Genomic DNA, 16,267 nt, shown 5'->3' on the forward strand with positions numbered 1-16,267 from the left:
GAGGTGACGGCGATGCACGTTGGTGTCCCCAGAGAAATCAAGAATCACGAATACCGTGTCGGCCTTACGCCCATGGCGGTGGCAGAACTGATCGCCCACGGGCATCAGGTCAGTGTCGAAGCGGATGCTGGCTTGGCCATTGGTTACGACGATTCGGCATACCGTGCTGCCGGAGCGCGCATCACCGATGCCCGAGGGGTGTTCGAGCAAGCGCGGTTGATCGTCAAGGTCAAGGAGCCGCAGGCCAGCGAGCGGGCGTTGTTGCGAGCGGATCAGGTGCTCTTCACCTACCTGCATCTAGCCCCGGACCGTGAACAGACTGAGGCTCTGCTGGCCTCAGGGGCCTGCTGCATCGCCTACGAAACAGTGACTGATCAATATGGCGGTTTACCCTTGCTGGCGCCCATGTCCGAAGTGGCCGGTCGGATGGCTGTACAGGCCGGAGCAGGCTGTCTGGAGAAGGCACGGGGTGGGCGCGGCGTATTGCTTGGCGGGGTGCCGGGTGTGCCACGCGGCAAAGTGGTGATCCTCGGTGGCGGAGTGGTCGGCAGCAATGCCCTGGCCATGGCGGTGGGCATGGGCGCTGAGGTGCGGGTGCTGGATCGCGATCCGCAGGTACTGCGGCGTCTGGATCGTCAGTACGGCAACCGTATCCAGACGCTGTTTTCCACCAGCGTGACGCTGGAGGAGCAGTTGGTTGAAGCTGATCTGGTCATTGGTGCGGTATTGATCCCCGGCGCGGCCGCACCCCGATTGATTTCGCGGGCAGTGCTTGCTCGCATGCAACCCGGTGCCGTGCTGGTGGATGTAGCCATAGATCAGGGCGGGTGTGCGGAAACCTCTCGGGCTACCACCCATGCCGAACCGACCTACGTGGAGGAGGGTATTGTCCACTACTGCGTGGCCAATATGCCTGGGGCGGTGGCGCGTACCGCTACCCAGGCGCTGAATAATGCAACGCTACCCTACGTGCTAGCATTGGCCAACAAGGGTTTGGCACAGGCATTGCGCGAAGACCGGCACCTGCTGGCAGGCTTGAATATCGCCCACGGCAGGCTGACCAACGGCGGCGTCGGCGAGGCGCTGGATATGCCGGTGCAGGGGCTTGAGGACGCACTCGAGACGCTGGACTGATCTGGGTCAAGGCGCTTAGCACGGCAAGGCCTCAAGCTGAGGCGCACCCGTTATGCGGGTTTCTACCTAAAGGAGAGCACCATGCATGATAATCCGCTGCAAACCCTTGAGCATTTGCGCGAAGAGTACCTCCAGCGTCAGGCCGCGCTGAGCCGGGATTTGGCGGCCGCTCATTCTGCGGACTCTGCCGAGCAGGCTCAGGAGCGCGAGAACGATGAGGTGATGCGGGCCCTTCTGCAGGAGGCAGACCAATCTTTACAGCAGGTTGATGCCGCCATCAGACGCTACCATGCAGGGCAATACGGTTTGTGCACGCGCTGTAGCGAGTCTATCGGTGCAGAACGGTTGCATGCCTTGCCTGCCACCGACACCTGTATTACTTGCGCTGAGGTGTGATCAGCGCCGCTCCTCGCGCAGTGCCAGCAGACGCCGGTCCTTGTCCTCCCAGAGCTGGTTCACCCACCGCTGAAACTCAGTGCGAAATACCGGATCGTTGCTGTAGTCGCCGGCGAATAGGGCCGCCGATAATTCCACTTGGCGGATATCGACCACCACCCGGTCTACCTTGCCGCAAAGCAGCCCCCAGAAGCCGGGCGCCTTGCCTTCAGGGTAGAGAATGGTCACGTCCAGCAGCGACCTCATCTGCTCGCCCAGAGCGGCCATCACGAAGGCAATGCCACCGGATTTCGGCTTGAGCAGATTGTTGAAGGGTGATGTCTGCTGACGATGCTTGGTGCGGGTGAAACGTGTGCCCTCCAGGAAGTTCACTACGGTGACAGGCAGGTGCTGAAACTTCTCGCAGGCCTCGCGGGTAATTTTTAGGTCTTTGCCCTGGTCCTGGGGATAGCGGCTTAAATGTGCTTTGCTGTAGCGCTTCATGAATGGGTAATCGAGCGCCCAGAAAGCTAAGCCGAGAAAGGGGACCCAGATCAGTTCCTTTTTCAGAAAGAATTTGAAATAAGGCGTCTTGCGGTTAAAAGCCTGCAACAGAGCTGGAATATCAACCCAGGACTGATGATTGCTAACCACCAGATAGGAGTGCTGCGGATTGAGAGGGGTATCACAGCGGATATCCCATGCTGTGGGCGTCATCTTGTTGAAAGCCCATTTGACGCTTTCCGCCCAGCTTTCGGCAATCCACATCACGGCCCGTGAACAGGCTCTTTGATAGGCGGGTACCGGAATGAATGCTTTTATCAGTCCGATGATCAACATCGGCCCGATGCCGATCAGGGTAAACAACAATATCATCAGGCACGTCAGGGTGCCGGTTAACCAGGGCGGCATGGATTGGATTTCCTTCTTGCGATGGTCAAAGAATACCGAATTTTGCGGGTTGTGGCAGTGCTGTAAAGGACGAAAAGCGCTTATGGATCAGCGGCTTTTCACCCGAACAGGGGATGGTCTGTGTCTGGCGCGCTGAATAGAGTAGCTCGGCGGTATCGGCGGTATCGGCGGTTGATGCGCGGTGCATTTTGACCTGATTAGTTTCTGGAGGCGTGCAATGTCACGGCTAGATCCCGCTCTCCCGGCGGCTAGTGTGCGGGTGGAGCGACCCCAGTCACTGTTGTTGAGCCCAATGCTGCGCCTGCTGCTGGCCTTGGCTGGTGGCGTGCTGATGGGGCTGCCCTGGTTTGATCAGGCGCTTTATTGGAGCGCCTGGATAGGCAGCGTGCCCTTGCTGTTTGCGCTGCGTAGTGCCTCGCTGCCTTTCGCGCTGCTGCTGGGTTTCGTCAATGGCGTAGCCTATTTCGCGATCGCCAGTTACTGGATTGCTGAGTTCCTGATCAACCTGCGCGAACTTCCCTGGCCATTGGCGCTCTTGTTCGGGTTGCTGTTCTGGTGCTACGCGGGGCTCTCCATCGGTCTGTCGTGCTTGCTCTATCGCTGGGTTTCACAGCGATTGCCTGCTTGGGATCTGTTGAGCTTTCCGATCTGCATGGTGGTCATTATGGGCATCTACCCGCTGTTATTCGGCGCGTATTTCGCCGAGGCCCAGGCTAACTTCCTGCCTGCGCTGCAGGGCGTATCCCTGCTCGGGGTGCAGGCACTGGATCTGCTGATGCTGATGACCGGCGTGCTGATTGTTCAACTGCTGATCGATCGGGGCCGTACACAGCGCTTGGGCAAGCTGGTCGCGATGGCGGTGCTAGCCGCGTGGTTCATTTATGGCTTTATCAGTCTCCAGCAGTGGGATGAACGGATGTTGGCCTGGGACCTACGGCCGATCGGTTTGGTGCAGCCGAACGATGCCGTAACCTTGGACGTGCCTGAGCCTCTGCCAGGTTTCACCCGGGAATACCCTGAAGAAATGGCCGCAACCGAGCGTCTGGCTAAAGCCGGTGCTGAGCTGGTGGTCTGGCCGGAGGCTCGCTACAAGGGTTACTTTGATCGTTACAGTGTGCGTATGCGCTATGCCGAGGTGCTACGTGAGCGCGGCGTTTCGCTGATTCTGCATGATGCCGAGCGCGCCTGGGATGATGGCGAAGCCGTTTACTATAACGCGCTAACGCATCTGGATGCCGACGGCGAGCAGCGCGGTGTGTACCGCAAGGTGCTACTGATGCCTTTTGGCGAATACCTGCCGAGGTTCTTCCATCTGCCCGGTGTGGATTGGCTGACTAGAACGTTTTTTGGCGAATTTTTGCGCCCGTTGCAGCCGGGGCTGGAGCATACGATCTTCGAGGTGAACGGCATGCGGGTCGTGCCGAAGATCTGTTACGAGACGGCGTTTCCCGAGTTTATCGCAGCTTCCATCGGTGCCGACGCTGCGGGCAAGGTGCTGCTGTTCGTCTCTCAGGACAACTGGTTTGGCGAGACTAGTCAGCCCTTCCAGCACAGCGCCATGTCCGTGGTACGCGGGGTGGAAAATCGCGTGCCGATGATTCACCTAATCAACAATGGACCTTCTGTGGTGGCTGCGCCCAATGGGCGGCTCAACGGCAGTACCGAGGCCTTTCAACGGCAGGAGCTGCTGGTGTACATGCCCCATGCTGCCGAGTCGGGAGGAAGTTTTTACAGCCGGCACCCGAGAGTACTGTCGTTCATCCTGTATGCCAGCCTGACAGTGTTGTTGCTATTGGCGCTTCGGCGCCGGCCCGCCGGTCAGGCGAATTGGCCGGCGCTGTAACCGGAAGCCCAGGCCCATTGAAAGTTGAAGCCACCCAGGTGGCCCGTAACGTCCAGGACCTCGCCGATAAAATACAGGCCCGGTTGCTGTTTGGCTTCCATGGTCTTGGAACTGATGCCGGCGGTATCGACTCCGCCCAGGGTAACTTCGGCGGTGCGATAGCCTTCTGTAGCCGACGGTTTGAGCTGCCAGCCGTTGAGCAATTGGCCGATACGCTGCAACTCCCGATCGCTGAACTCTGCCAACGGCGCTTCTTCCTTGCCCGGCCACCAGAGCGCCTGGAGCTCGCCCACCAGTGCTTTGGGCAATGACTGTGATAACACCGTTCTCAGCCGGCCACGACCCTGCTCCTGCTTGTGCTGCAGTAGCCATTGCGCGGCGTGCTGTTCGGGTAACAGGTTGATACTGATCGCGTCGCCGGGGTGCCAGTAATTAGATATCTGCAGCATCGCCGGACCGCTGAGGCCACGATGGGTGAACAGCATGGCTTCGCTAAAGCAGGTGCCATTGCAACTGACGCTGACTTCCAGCGCGGTGCCGCTCAGGCGTTCGCACAGTCCCTTGATATTGTCGCTGAACATAAAGGGTACCAGTCCGGCGCGCCGTTCGGTGACGGCCAGGCCGAATTGTCGGGCGATCTCGTAACCCACGCCACTACCGCCCAGGGTCGGCACCGACAGCGCGCCAGTGGCAATTACCAGTGACTGGCACCGCAGGCGCTGAGGGCGGCCATCGTGGTGCAGTTCTAACTGGTAGCGGCCGTGGTCGTCATCCATTGCGCTGATGCTGTCAAGCTCACAATGGCTGCGAATCTCCGCGCCGGCCTCGGCGCATTCGTCCAATAGCATGGCGACGATATCCTTGGCCGAGTTTTGACAGAACAACTGGCTGTGCTTGCGTTCTTCGTAAGCAATACCGTGCTTCTCCACCAGGGCGATAAAGTCCCACTGGGTATAGCCCTTGAGGGCAGACTTGCAGAAATGTGGGTTGTCCGAGAGGAAGTTGTCCGCCTCGATGACATAATTGGTGAAGTTGCAGCGCCCGCCACCGGACATAAGTATTTTCTTGCCGACCTTATTGGCTCGCTCCAGGATCAGCACGCTACGCCCGCGCTGCGCAGCGGTGAAGCCGCAGAGCAGGCCGGAGGCCCCGGCGCCAAGGATGACAACGTCATGATATTCGCAAGCGGGTGGCACGGTGGTTTATTCCTGATAGTAAAAGGGAGGTTCTTACTGCTGTGCGGGCGGTTTAACCCGCACGCTGTTGTTGGTATCGCGGCTGCTGCGAATGAGGGCATCGCTGCCCTGAGCCCGTGCCGATTTGGCCAATCGATCGTAGAGTAATACATTCACGCTGGCCGCCAGGTTCATACAGCCGACGGTGGGCACATAGACCACTGCGTCGGCGCGATCTACCAGGGCCTGATCCAGGCTGCCATCCTCCGGGCCAAACACATAGAGTACGTTCTCGGGATGGACGAACGAGGGTAGGGCGGTGGCGCCTTCGACCAATTCCACGCACACCACCTTGGTGCCGCTGGGCAGATCGTTGAGCAGATCCGTGAGGCCCTTGAGTGGAATGTTCAGGCTGATGTTCTGGGTATCGGTGTGAAAACGCGCAGCGCGATCATAGCGGCTACCGGTATAACGCACCTCATCCACCTGATAGCAGCCAGCGGCGCGCATCACGGCGCCGACATTGCTCGGGCTTTTGGGATTGATCAGGCCGATACTGATAAAGGGTGCTGACATGCAAGCCTCGAGTACTGGGGCGCCGGGCACAAACTTAGCGCATCAGCCGCGCTTGCCCGTGAAGCCCGCGCCGGATAGGCGTATAATGTGCGGATCGTATTCTACCACGGACCTCCCATGAAACTGCTGATTCGTAATCTTGCCCGTACCACCACTGAAACCGAGCTGCGCAACCTGTTCGAGGGCCATGGTCTGGTAACCGAATGCACCCTGGTGCTAGATAAGGTGACGGGGGGGTCCAAGGGCTTTGGCTTTGTGGAAATGCCCAAGCATGATGACGCCAAAGCGGCCATCAAGGCCTTGAATAATCAGGAAGTGGCCGGTAGCCGTATTCGGGTGAAGAAGGATGAATCCGCCGAGGCCGCGCAAGGCACTCCGCGTGGCTGAGCAGCAACACGCCGATCCTTTGCACGGGGTGACCTTGAAGGTGATCCTTAGCGCGCTGGTTGAACGCTATGGCTGGGAAGAGCTCGGGCAGCGTATTACCATCAAGTGCTTCACCACCGATCCCAGCATCAATTCCAGCCTGAAATTCCTGCGCAAGACCCCCTGGGCTCGGGAAAAGGTCGAGGCCCTGTATCTCCAAACGCTGCGTCGCGACAGCTAAGCTCATCAACGCGACTGACACTCGTCTTGTTACAGTTGTTCGCGTTGTTGAGCTCAATTTTGCTCTAAGCTGCTTCAAAACGACCTGGTTATGCCGGAGGGCGCCGATGTTCGGACTGTTTAATCGTGATCCGTCGAAGAAGCTACGCAAGGCCTACGACGCCAAGCTAGAGGCTGCCATGCAAGCGCAGCGCAACGGCGATATTCGCAACTACTCGACACTGAGCCAGGAGGCCGATGCGCTGTGGAAGCAATTGGAGCCGCTGGAGAAAAATCAGCTCTGATGGCGTTGGCTCCGGCCTGGTCAGGCTGGTTTTAATGTGGCGACCTGAGAGCGGTTGCCGCCGGCCTGTTTGGCGTAATACATGGCCCGATCCGCCAAATTTAGTAGCTCGTTGTGCTCGTTAGTGTGTTCAGGGAACAGTGCGATACCAATGCTGGGGATCATCCTCAGATTATGTTCGGCGAGCTGAAAGGGCAGGTTTAACTGCTCGCGGATCTTCTCCGCGACCTGCAGGGCATGATCGAGCTGCTGGATGTCTTCGAGCATAATCACGAACTCATCTCCACCCACCCGCGAGACGGTGTCCACTTCACGCACGCAATGGCGCAGTCGGTTTGCCACGGCCTGCAGCAGCAGATCCCCGACACCGTGGCCGTAGCTGTCATTGACCTGTTTGAATTTATCCAAGTCCAGATATAACAGCGAGACTTTGGTTTTGTCTCGTCGAGCCCGTGCGAGTGCTCGTTCCATACGATCGAATAGGAGTGTGCGATTAGGCAGGCCGGTCAAATGATCGTGATGCGACAGGAATTGCAGGCGGGCCTGCATTTGCATGCGTTGTACCGCTGACGCTATCTGAATGGAAATATACTGCAGCAGCTCTAGCTCTTTGGCGGTGTAGCGCTGGTTAATAGCATGACTGTGGATCAATAACGCACCAAAGGTACTCTGGGCCGCGATCAGTGGCACGCCAAGCCAGTTGAGTGACGTCTGGTCGGTCAGCGTGAGTAGGTCCGAATCATTGCTGAGGGTATCCGTTGTCAGCAGTAGTGGCTCACTGGAACCGATGATCTCCGCGCAGAGTGTTCTGGCATCGGCGGACTCGCGCGCATCTTGCGGGCCGTGCTGATCGGCGTAGTAGGGAAAGTTCAGTGAACCGTCCGTCTGTTCGCGCAGGGCAACGCTGAACAGGCTCAGCGGTACTAGCCTGGCAATGATCTGGTGAATCAGCAAAAATAGCGCCGCAAGGTCTTCCGAGCTGTTGGCGGCTTCTGAAATGGCATATACCGCAGCTTGCATGGCTTCGGTGTGCTTACGTTCTGTCACGTCGTGGGCGACGGCTACACGTAGCTGTTCCTCTTCCGACCAACTGGCCGACCACATGATGTGGACAATCTGACCGTCCTTGCGCACATAGCGGTTCTCGAAGTGATTTTTCTGGCGGCCGAGCATGACTTCGCGGGCAGTAGCCAGGGTCATCTCACGGTCATCGGGATACACCAGCTCCATCATGGATGTGCCGACCAGTTCCTCGCAGGTATAACCGAAAATACGCTCGCAGGCCCCGCTGACGTACACAAACCGGCCTTGGGCATCGACAACACAAATGGCGTCGAGGAGTAGGTCCATCACTTTGGGGCTGGGTGAATACACCTCAAGTCCCTTCGGGAACAATTGCACCGCTTGTTGGCATTGTTTTTATAACCTTGCTGGAACGAGGCGCTTGACCCGTTGCCAGGATAGTCGGCGACGCCTCGGTGGGCTATCGGTCGCGTGTCTCTGAACAGCTGGACGCTGCGTAGAGCCGATGTTACCGCTTGCTTGCCGCCCTGTCTTGGGCATTGTGATACAGCGTGCGTAGCGCCTTTGCTGCTTTCCCCGAGCCGCTGCCGTGCGAATTTAGCACCCGCGTCCAGATGGCCTGCTTGTCTTGGTCCGATAGGCGCTTCCAGGATTTCTTTTCCTCGTACGTTCGGCCGCAGGCCTTGCAAATGTCATGCCTGTTGAATTTGCAGATATCGATACACGGCTTTTTGGTAATGTAATCGGACATGGTCAGCTCTGGTGATGTATCAGGTTCGGTCGCGGCTAATGGCCACTGCAGTGCTAAGTGCCGACTCGAAACGTTGTGAGCCGTGAACATAATCCCAGCGCTCTACGACGCACTCGAGGTTGCTCTGGATGGACTGATAGCAGATCAGGTTGACCGAGTTCGATATTTCGCCTCGTACCCGCTCTGACACGGCAGTACCAGCCTGCACTGTCCAGGCCTGACGGCCATCTTCGCCTTGCTGGCCATACAGTGGCAGTACGTAGGGAAGGTGGATATGCCCTGCGAGTACCAAGTCCATGCCAGCATCGACCCAGGCTGGCACGGCTTTTTCACGGCCAATTATCAGGTTAGCGGTATCGGAAGCCTCTATCGCACGCACTGGGTGATGCTGAACAACTACCCGCAGTTGCTCGGGACTAGCCTGTTTCAAGCGCTGAGCGACCCGAGTTATTTGCTGGTCCGACAACTCGCCGTCCTTGTGGCGGCGGGTGCGGGTGCTGTTGACGCCGATAACCAGTAGCTGCTCGGTTTCAAACTCCGGCTCCAGATCGTGGCCGAAAAAGCGCCGGTAGTTGCCGTAGGGGCTGAAGGCCCGGGCAAACAGATTGAATAGCGGCAGATCATGATTGCCCGGCACGCTCAGCAGCGGTGCATGCAACTGGTTGGTGAATTCACGTGCAGCGGCGAACTGACCTCGTCGCGCACGTTGAGTGATATCACCGCTGAGAATCACCAGGTCAGGCTTGTGCTCTGCGCAGAGCTGGCTGATGGCGTTCATCACCTCTGGACGCTCGGTGCCAAAATGGGTGTCGGAGATTTGCAGCAATCGGATCATGCGGTCTCCCGCAATTCAGGGTTGCGGGCTACTAATAGCGCTAATTGATGCTCAGCTACCTTGAACACCAACGGCGAGTGCATATAAGAAATTTCACCGTCCATGGCTACCTTGGTGCGCTTGCGGCCGCGACCCAGGCGCACAGTCATGGTGTGAAAGCCGAAGCTGATCAGGTTCTGGTCCTCTCCCAGGCGGCTCATCAGACCACGTAGCAGCAGGCCATACAGGCTCAAGGTGCTGAGCGGTTTGGAGGTCAGAGCCACCAGATAATTGTGTTGCAGCTCTTTGGTTTCATTAAGGCCCATATGCTTGAGTTGCAGCGCGTTGTTGTCGACTACAATGGTCGGGGTGCGCAGCGCCCGCTGCTTGCCCTCATAGTCAATCTGGACCTTGAGCTGCCGGTGGGCCTTGAACAGGGTGACCAGCGCCGACCAAAGTGCAACCAAACGGCTGCGACCGAACCGCTGTTTGTAGGCTTCGCGGTCCTCCAGCAATTGCGGGTAGAGGCCCAGGCTGGCGTTGACCAAAAATACCTTGTCATTCAGCAATCCAACATTGACCGGCTGGATTTTGGCGTCCACTAGGCATCGCGCAGCGATCTCGGTGTTTTGGGAAATGCCGTAGCAGCGGCCAAAATAGTTGAAGGTGCCCTGGGGTAGAATGCCGAACGGGACGCCGGATCCAAGTACCACTTGGCTCACGGCGTTCAGTGTGCCATCGCCACCTACCGCGACCACGACGCCACGCTGCTCTTTGGCCAGCTTAAGGGCTTTCTTCGCGGCTGGGATCAGTTCGGAGCCGTCATCAACGGCGATCAGTTCGTAGCGGCGGTTGGCCTCTTGCATGATCCGGGCGACGGTAGCCTGTATTTCCTTTGCGTCCTGACTACCGGATCCGGTGTTCATGACCATGAAAAAAGGTTCATTGCCGGTGAGCTCTGGCATAGCCTCGCGCGGTTGTTCGTTAGTGACGGTAGAAGTTGATGTCATGCCGCTTGGTTATTCCTTGAATAATGAGTGCTGGGCGTAACGCTCTGCGAATCAGCGCAGCTGGCTGTCCTTGCTGCCACGACGGTTGTAACCGCCATGCTGCGCCAGGGCCTGGTCTTGCGTCGTCTGGCAATGGATGCAGAGTCGCACGCCGGGTAGCGCCTTGCGCCGAGCCTCAGGAATGGCAGCGTCGCACTCCTCGCAGTGGTGCAGGCTTTCACCCTTGGGCAACTGGCTGCGCGCACGCTGCACTGCCTCATCCACAGTGTCATCAATCTGATCCTGCACAGCGCCGTCTTGAGCCCAGCCAGTAGCCATGAATGCCTCCGATTGACCGCTATGAACTTGCTATCCTTGTGGTCGGTCCAAGATGTATCCTTACAAAGGATAGACAGCAAAATGCCACAACAATTCGCAATCACCTCGCAAGGAATATGCAATGAACATCGCTTTGACGCCTCTGATATCTCTGATTGCCGGTATCCTGATCCTGATCATGCCGCGTTTGCTGAACTATATCGTTGCCATCTACCTGATCATTATCGGTCTGGTCGGACTCTTCGGTGGCGGCCTTAATTTCCGCTTGTAAGGCACCGGTCACCAGCCATCTGGGTGGCTGGTGATGTGATTGCGCCTAAAGGGGTATTGAGCCTCAGCGGTTTCAGCCATAAAGTGACCAATTGCTGAGGATTGGACCATCTCCATGGCTCGCGCAGTACCTTGTCGTTTTGTGTTGCTCACTTGTCTGGCCATGCTGGCGTTCGCCGGCAATTCGCTGTTATGCCGGCTCGCTCTGCGCGATACCGACATCGATCCTGTCAGCTTCACCGCGATTCGTATTCTATCCGGCGCATTCATGCTCGGATTGCTGATGCAAGTGCGCACCAGAAAACAGCCGGTCGGCGGAGATTGGCGTTCTGCTTTGGCTCTGTTCGTCTATGCTGCGGCTTTTTCGCTGGCCTATGTGTATTTACCGGCCGGGGCTGGCGCCTTGCTGCTGTTTGGTGCCGTGCAATTAACGATGACCGGATGGGGGTTGGTGCGCGGTGAGCGCCTGAAAACCGTGCAAACGGTCGGCTTGATACTGGCTGTGGCGGGTCTGCTGATGCTGCTGCTGCCTGGAGCGGCCGCCCCGTCATTGCTCGGCGCTAGCCTGATGCTGGTGTCTGGCGTGGCGTGGGGCATCTATTCGTTGCTCGGACGCGGAGCGGGCGATCCACTCGCGGCCACAGCAGGCAATTTTATTCGCGCTACGCCCCTTGCATTGCTGTTGTTGCTGCCGTTTCTCGGAAGCTTGAACCAGGACGGGCCTGGCCTGCTGTATGCGTTGATATCGGGCGCATTGACCTCCGGGCTCGGTTACGCCCTCTGGTACAGCGCGCTCAAAGGGCTGACTGCCATACAGGGCGCCAGCGTACAGCTGAGTGTACCGGTTCTTGCTGCCCTGGGAGGGGCGCTGCTGCTGGCGGAAAATATTACGTTGCGACTGGTGCTGGTGGCGATTTTGACGCTGGGCGGCATCGCCCTGGTGGTTTGGGGGAAAAGGTCCGCGGCGGGTTAGCGTTCGTTTCCCGCCGGATCGCTAGCGCAGCGCCGAACTTATGTGTTGGTGAGGCTGTCCTAAGTATTGTCCATATTATAAGGAGCGACCATGGCCGTTACCGCGACAGACCCCATCAAAATGATATTTGCCGTACTGTTACCGCCGTTAGGCGTTTTCATGGAAGTCGGCTTCAAAGGTCATTTCTGGCTGAACATCCTGCTGACTCTGTTCGGGTTCATACCCGGCATCATTCATGCGTTTTACGTGATTCTCAAGCACTAACCAGGTTCCCGGGACCCCTGTGCTGACCGCTGGCATTCTTATCAGGTATGAGCTATCGGCGGTCAGATATCTATTGCCAGGTGCCATCGCACCTGATGTTGACGTAATGTCTGCAAAATCCGCAGATATTCACTCAGATCGTCCAGCACTGCTTGCTGGTTCTCAAGCTGCCCCGGGTGCTCGGTAAGGTAATTGTATAGCGCGCGAATCGTTACCAGTCCGTCGGCGGCCGGGAACCATTGTTCTTCGGGCGTACTGAGTGGCTCTTCATCGTTATCGAGATAGGCTTCCAGTAGATTTTCGGTCTCCTGTGGGTCCACGCTGAAAAAATCCATCAACGGGCTGACTCCCAGTTCCAGGCACAGTTGTTCCAGGCGTTCCTCATCGCTATGGGCAATCGATTTGCCGTTGCAGAAGATGTCTAGACCAGCCACATCCCTCTCTGCCGCGATATACCAGGCCAGGCTCATAGGTGCGTTCTCTGTGTTATGTAATGCTGACATGATGCGCTGTTGCAGTGACTTTCTTCAATCGCCGATTGTGTGAGCCTTGTCGTGATTGTAAGAAAAAGCGCATAAAAAACCCCGGACGGACCGGGGTTTTGCTATTGCCTTGGGTAAATCAATGATTTACAGGCCGTAGCGTGCCTTGAACTCGCGACGGCGGCGGTGCAGAACTGGCTCGGTATAACCGTTAGGCTGCACGCTACCTTCTACACAGAGCTCGACGGCAGCTTGAAAGGCGATGCTGTCGTCAAAGTTCGCTGCCATAGGCTTGTAAGCCGGATCGTTGGCGTTCTGACGATCCACCACAGCAGCCATGCGCTGCAGGGTCTCCATAACCTGCTCCTGGGTGCAAACACCGTGGCGCAACCAGTTAGCGATATGCTGACTGGAAATACGCAGGGTGGCGCGGTCTTCCATCAGACCGATATCATTGATATCCGGCACCTTGGAGCAGCCCACGCCTTGGTCGACCCAGCGCACCACATAGCCGAGGATGCCCTGGGCGTTGTTGTCCAGTTCCTGTTGAATCTCGGCGGCAGACCAGTTGGTGTTGGGTGCCAGCGGGATGGTCAGGATGTCGTCGACTGATGCCGGTGTACGCTTGGCCAGTTCGGCCTGACGCTCGGCGACATTGACCTTGTGGTAGTGCAGTGCATGCAGCGTTGCGGCAGTGGGTGAAGGTACCCAGGCGGTATTGGCACCGGCCATCGGGTGAGCGATTTTCTGCTCCAGCATGGCGGCCATCAGGTCGGGCATGGCCCACATGCCCTTGCCGATCTGGGCGCGGCCCTTGAGGCCGGTAGCCAGACCGATATCAACGTTGTTGTTTTCGTAGGCGCTAATCCACACGGCGCCCTTGATATCACCCTTGCGGATAAACGGACCCGCTTCCATGGAGGTATGGATCTCGTCACCGGTGCGATCGAGGAAGCCGGTATTGATAAAGGCCACACGCTCGCTGGCGGCCTTGATGCAGGCCTTGAGGTTGATCGTGGTGCGGCGTTCTTCATCCATGATGCCGACCTTCAGCGTATTGCGCGGCATGCCGAGGATGTCCTCGATACGGCCGAACAGTTCGCTAGTGAAAGCCACTTCTTCCGGGCCGTGCATCTTTGGCTTGACGATATACACCGAGCCGGTACGGGTGTTCCTGCGGCTGGTGTTGCCATTCAGGTTGTGCAGGGCGATCAGGCTGGTGAACGCACCATCCATGATGCCTTCTGGTACTTCGTTGCCGTCCTTGTCGAGGATCGCGTTGTTGGTCATCAGGTGGCCAACATTACGGATGAACAGCAGCGAGCGGCCGTGCAGGGTCAGCGTGGAACCGTCTGCCTGGGTGTACTCGCGGTCGGGATTCATGGTCCGGGTGAAGCTGCTGCCGCCCTTGGCGACACTTTCCGCCAGGTCGCCTTTCATCAGGCCTAGCCAGTTGCTGTAAACCACGGTCTTGTCATCGGCATCCACCGCCGCGATGGAGTCTTCGCAATCCATGATGGTGGTCAGGGCAGACTCCATGAGTACGTCCTTGACACCGGCTGCGTCGGTCTGACCGACATTGCTGGTGGGGTCGATCTGGATTTCGAAGTGCAGGCCGTTGTGCTTGAGCAATACGCCCTCAGGCTGCTCGGCCTGGCCCGTGGAACCGATAAACTGGGCGCTGTCTTTCAGGCCGGTGTCGCTACCGTCCTGCAGCGTCACGGCCAGTTGACCGTTCTTGATCACGTAGGCAGTGGAGTCTACGTGGGAACCTTTGGCCAGCGGTGCTGCCTCATCGAGGAAGGCGCGGGCGAAGGCGATAACCTTGTTGCCACGGATTTCATTGTAGCCAGGGCCTTTACTGGCGCCGTTGGCTTCAGAAATCGCATCGGTGCCATACAGTGCGTCATACAGCGAACCCCAGCGGGCATTCGCAGCGTTCAGCGCGAAGCGCGCGTTCATGACGGGTACGACGAGCTGCGGGCCAGCCAACTGGGCGATTTCTTCATCGACATTGGCGGTTGTCGCCTGGAAGTCATCAGGCTCGGGCAGCAGGTAGCCAATCTCAAGCAGGAAGGCTTTGTATTCAACGGCGTTGTGGGCTTGGCCTGCACGGCCTTGATGCCAAGCATCAATCTTGGCCTGTAGCGCGTCGCGCTTGGCGAGGAGGGCTTTGTTCTTCGGTGCCAGGTCAGTGAGCAGGGTTTCAAAGCCGGCCCAGAAGGCATCGGCATTGACGCCGGAGCCGGGGATGGCCTGCTGATTGATGAAATCGTGGAGAACCTTGGCAACTTGCAGGCTGCCGACTTGGACGCGTTCAGTCATGGAAAACCCTCACTCTGCAGACAACCTGCGCGATCATGCGCAGGACGTGGAATTTGGAGGCAGTATGTTACACGATGATGGGTTGCAAATCATGTTCGAGGCGTGGAATTCTGTCGCGCTGCGTAGGCGGCTCGGCAAATCCGGGTCACCGCTCTTTTACCCAGTGGGTATGTGAATGGATCAGGCTTTTTTAGATTTGCTCGTTGAGCGGCTGCCGTTGCTGGAGCCGGGTCGCCCGTTAGATGACCCAGCGCGGCGTTATGCGGGCTACTACGGGATCGACTTCAGCGACCACTCGCCCCAGCATCTGGGGCGCATACAGGTCGATGAATTCGCCGTGGCGGTACAGGTCTGGCGCCCGGCTCAGGCCCACGGCACGCTGATTATCCTGCACGGCTACTACGATCACATGGGGCTGTACCGACACCTGATTAATTGGGCGCTGCAGCGGGGTCTGGCGGTGCTGGCCTTTGATTTGCCGGGTCATGGTTTGTCCAGTGGCGAGCGCGCCAGCATTGATTGCTTTCTGCGTTACCAAAAAGTCCTGGACGCGGTACTGGATCATGCCGCGCAGTGGGAGCTGCCAGCGCCCTGGCACCTGCTCGGGCAGAGTACTGGTGGAGCCATTCTGATCGATAAGCTGTTACATGGTCCGCTACCCAGAGAGCTGGGCCATACTGTGCTGATGGCGCCGTTGGTGCGCCCGCGGCAATGGGGTATGTCGCAGATGAGCTTGCGGCTGCTGGGTGGTTTCGTACAGCAGTTGGGCCGCAAGTTTACTGACAACTCCAACGACCAGGCATTCCTCGACTTTATCCGCGAGCGTGATCCGTTGCAGCCACAGGTATTGCCCGTAGCCTGGGTTCAGGCGTTGGAAAAGTGGATTCCGCGTATCGAGGCGGCGCAAAGCAGCACTTATTCGCCATTGATTATTCAAGGGCGAATGGATAAGACCGTCGATTGGCAGCACAACCTGAAAGTACTGGAGGATAAATTCAGCAGTCCAGAGGTGTTCTTTCTGGCCAAGGCCAGGCATCACCTGGCCAACGAAGGCGAGTCCATTCGCCGGGAGTATTTGTGCTGGCTGGGTGAGCAGTTTGATGAGATAGAGGCCTGACGGCCGTGGCGCATCA

21 protein-coding genes are annotated in these 16,267 nt (G+C 58.0%); 10 read left to right on the plus strand and 11 right to left on the minus strand.

Features of this window, described 5'->3' with window-relative positions:
• Positions 1–12 precede the first annotated feature (12 nt).
• Positions 13–1,134 carry an alanine dehydrogenase gene (ald, locus tag K787_RS0104810; protein ID WP_022961658.1) on the plus strand — a complete coding sequence of 374 codons (1,122 nt, stop codon included), beginning with the start codon at positions 13–15 and terminating at the stop codon, positions 1,132–1,134.
• A gap of 81 nt (positions 1,135–1,215) precedes the next feature.
• Positions 1,216–1,530 carry a TraR/DksA family transcriptional regulator gene (locus K787_RS0104815; protein ID WP_022961659.1) on the plus strand — a complete coding sequence of 105 codons (315 nt, stop codon included), beginning with the start codon at positions 1,216–1,218 and terminating at the stop codon, positions 1,528–1,530.
• On the opposite strand, the gene yihG is transcribed toward K787_RS0104815, so the two are convergent.
• A complete protein-coding gene (gene yihG / locus K787_RS0104820; protein ID WP_022961660.1) occupies positions 1,531–2,421 on the minus strand; it encodes a 1-acylglycerol-3-phosphate O-acyltransferase, YihG family in 891 nt (296 codons plus the stop codon). It abuts the gene before it with no gap.
• A gap of 25 nt (positions 2,422–2,446) precedes the next feature.
• The gene (locus K787_RS25190) at positions 2,447–2,608 is read right to left on the minus strand and encodes a hypothetical protein (protein ID WP_022961661.1); all 162 of its coding nucleotides are present in this window, start codon (positions 2,606–2,608) and stop codon (positions 2,447–2,449) included.
• Positions 2,609–2,638: 30 nt separating this feature from the next.
• On the opposite strand from K787_RS25190, the gene lnt reads away from it, so the two are divergent.
• Complete coding sequence (lnt, locus tag K787_RS0104830; protein ID WP_084671943.1) at positions 2,639–4,264, plus strand: apolipoprotein N-acyltransferase; 1,626 nt, start codon at positions 2,639–2,641, stop codon at positions 4,262–4,264.
• On the opposite strand, the gene K787_RS0104835 is transcribed toward lnt, so the two are convergent.
• On the minus strand, positions 4,240–5,460 hold the full coding sequence (locus tag K787_RS0104835; protein ID WP_022961663.1) for a BaiN/RdsA family NAD(P)/FAD-dependent oxidoreductase: 1,221 nt from the start codon (positions 5,458–5,460) through the stop codon (positions 4,240–4,242). The genes lnt and K787_RS0104835 overlap by 25 nt on opposite strands.
• 33 nt (positions 5,461–5,493) lie before the next feature.
• Positions 5,494–6,015 (minus strand): RNA methyltransferase, encoded by a 522-nt coding sequence (locus K787_RS0104840; protein ID WP_022961664.1) that lies wholly within the window; start codon positions 6,013–6,015, stop codon positions 5,494–5,496.
• A 117-nt stretch (positions 6,016–6,132) separates the two neighbouring features.
• Here K787_RS0104840 and K787_RS0104845 point away from each other — a divergent pair, with 117 nt between their 5' ends.
• The 3 genes from K787_RS0104845 (at position 6,133) to K787_RS25000 (ending at position 6,905) form a co-directional block, all read left to right on the plus strand.
• Positions 6,133–6,402, plus strand: coding sequence for an RNA recognition motif domain-containing protein (locus tag K787_RS0104845; RefSeq protein ID WP_022961665.1), 270 nt, complete (start codon positions 6,133–6,135; stop codon positions 6,400–6,402).
• Positions 6,395–6,622 (plus strand): VF530 family protein, encoded by a 228-nt coding sequence (locus tag K787_RS0104850; protein ID WP_022961666.1) that lies wholly within the window; start codon positions 6,395–6,397, stop codon positions 6,620–6,622. The genes K787_RS0104845 and K787_RS0104850 overlap by 8 nt, the downstream gene beginning before the upstream one ends.
• Before the next feature lie 106 nt (positions 6,623–6,728).
• Entirely contained in the window at positions 6,729–6,905 is a 177-nt protein-coding gene (locus tag K787_RS25000) for a DUF6435 family protein (protein ID WP_022961667.1), read from the plus strand.
• A gap of 20 nt (positions 6,906–6,925) precedes the next feature.
• On the opposite strand, the gene K787_RS0104860 is transcribed toward K787_RS25000, so the two are convergent.
• From K787_RS0104860 to K787_RS0104880, 5 genes are all read right to left on the minus strand, one after another.
• A complete protein-coding gene (locus K787_RS0104860) occupies positions 6,926–8,254 on the minus strand; it encodes a diguanylate cyclase domain-containing protein (RefSeq protein WP_022961668.1) in 1,329 nt (442 codons plus the stop codon).
• 181 nt (positions 8,255–8,435) lie between these two features.
• On the minus strand, positions 8,436–8,678 hold the full coding sequence (locus K787_RS22240; RefSeq protein WP_022961669.1) for a DUF1289 domain-containing protein: 243 nt from the start codon (positions 8,676–8,678) through the stop codon (positions 8,436–8,438).
• A 19-nt stretch (positions 8,679–8,697) separates the two neighbouring features.
• Positions 8,698–9,513 carry a metallophosphoesterase family protein gene (locus K787_RS0104870; RefSeq protein ID WP_022961670.1) on the minus strand — a complete coding sequence of 272 codons (816 nt, stop codon included), beginning with the start codon at positions 9,511–9,513 and terminating at the stop codon, positions 8,698–8,700.
• Positions 9,510–10,502: a diacylglycerol/lipid kinase family protein gene (locus tag K787_RS0104875; RefSeq protein WP_022961671.1), complete on the minus strand. Its 993-nt coding sequence runs from the start codon at positions 10,500–10,502 to the stop codon at positions 9,510–9,512. The genes K787_RS0104870 and K787_RS0104875 overlap by 4 nt, the downstream gene beginning before the upstream one ends.
• A gap of 51 nt (positions 10,503–10,553) precedes the next feature.
• Positions 10,554–10,820, minus strand: coding sequence for a DksA/TraR family C4-type zinc finger protein (locus K787_RS0104880; RefSeq protein WP_022961672.1), 267 nt, complete (start codon positions 10,818–10,820; stop codon positions 10,554–10,556).
• Between the two features lie 121 nt (positions 10,821–10,941).
• Here K787_RS0104880 and K787_RS24595 point away from each other — a divergent pair, with 121 nt between their 5' ends.
• The 3 genes from K787_RS24595 (at position 10,942) to K787_RS24600 (ending at position 12,327) form a co-directional block, all read left to right on the plus strand.
• Entirely contained in the window at positions 10,942–11,091 is a 150-nt protein-coding gene (locus K787_RS24595; RefSeq protein ID WP_022961673.1) for a DUF3096 domain-containing protein, read from the plus strand.
• 114 nt (positions 11,092–11,205) lie between these two features.
• On the plus strand, positions 11,206–12,063 hold the full coding sequence (locus tag K787_RS0104890; protein WP_022961674.1) for a DMT family transporter: 858 nt from the start codon (positions 11,206–11,208) through the stop codon (positions 12,061–12,063).
• Positions 12,064–12,153: 90 nt separating this feature from the next.
• Complete coding sequence (locus K787_RS24600; RefSeq protein ID WP_022961675.1) at positions 12,154–12,327, plus strand: YqaE/Pmp3 family membrane protein; 174 nt, start codon at positions 12,154–12,156, stop codon at positions 12,325–12,327.
• A 62-nt stretch (positions 12,328–12,389) separates the two neighbouring features.
• Here K787_RS24600 and K787_RS0104900 read toward each other — a convergent pair whose 3' ends face one another.
• Positions 12,390–12,797 (minus strand): hypothetical protein, encoded by a 408-nt coding sequence (locus K787_RS0104900; RefSeq protein ID WP_022961676.1) that lies wholly within the window; start codon positions 12,795–12,797, stop codon positions 12,390–12,392.
• Positions 12,798–12,956: 159 nt separating this feature from the next.
• Entirely contained in the window at positions 12,957–15,134 is a 2,178-nt protein-coding gene (locus K787_RS0104905) for a malate synthase G (protein ID WP_022961677.1), read from the minus strand.
• Positions 15,135–15,309: 175 nt separating this feature from the next.
• Between K787_RS0104905 and bipL the strand changes: the two genes are divergently transcribed.
• Positions 15,310–16,251: a phospholipase BipL gene (gene bipL, locus K787_RS0104915; RefSeq protein ID WP_022961679.1), complete on the plus strand. Its 942-nt coding sequence runs from the start codon at positions 15,310–15,312 to the stop codon at positions 16,249–16,251.
• The last annotated feature ends 16 nt before the right edge of the window (positions 16,252–16,267 follow it).

It is taken from the genome of Halopseudomonas pelagia CL-AP6 (genome assembly GCF_000410875.1).
In the GTDB taxonomy this organism is placed as follows: Bacteria; Pseudomonadota; Gammaproteobacteria; order Pseudomonadales; family Pseudomonadaceae; genus Halopseudomonas; species Halopseudomonas pelagia.